Below are 245 nucleotides of genomic sequence, written 5' to 3' on the forward strand. Positions count from 1 at the left end.
GGACATCGATGCCGCCTGCGGCATTCAGGCCGGCGCCAGCATCGCCTGCGGCGGCCACCTGGCCGCGGGCTGGGGACTGATCGCGGGCGAAGACATCCGCGCCGACGGCTCGATCCGCGCCGGCGAAGGCGTGCAGGCCGACGGCCGGATCGAGGCGGGCGACGGCCATGGCGTCTATGCCGGCCTGAACGTGCGCCTGGACGCCTGGGCGGTCTGCGCCCGGGTCCAGGCGCGCGAACGCCCGG

General features: G+C 76.3%; 1 protein-coding gene. It reads left to right on the forward strand.

The features are described 5' to 3' along the window. Positions 1–245, forward strand: a 245-nt coding sequence (locus tag R0J88_RS22615) for a hypothetical protein (protein ID WP_410901266.1), incomplete at both ends; no start/stop codon positions are given.

Origin of the sequence: Pseudoalteromonas sp. SIMBA_162 (assembly GCF_046535955.1) — a bacterium.
GTDB lineage: Bacteria > Pseudomonadota > Gammaproteobacteria > Enterobacterales > Alteromonadaceae > Pseudoalteromonas > Pseudoalteromonas marina.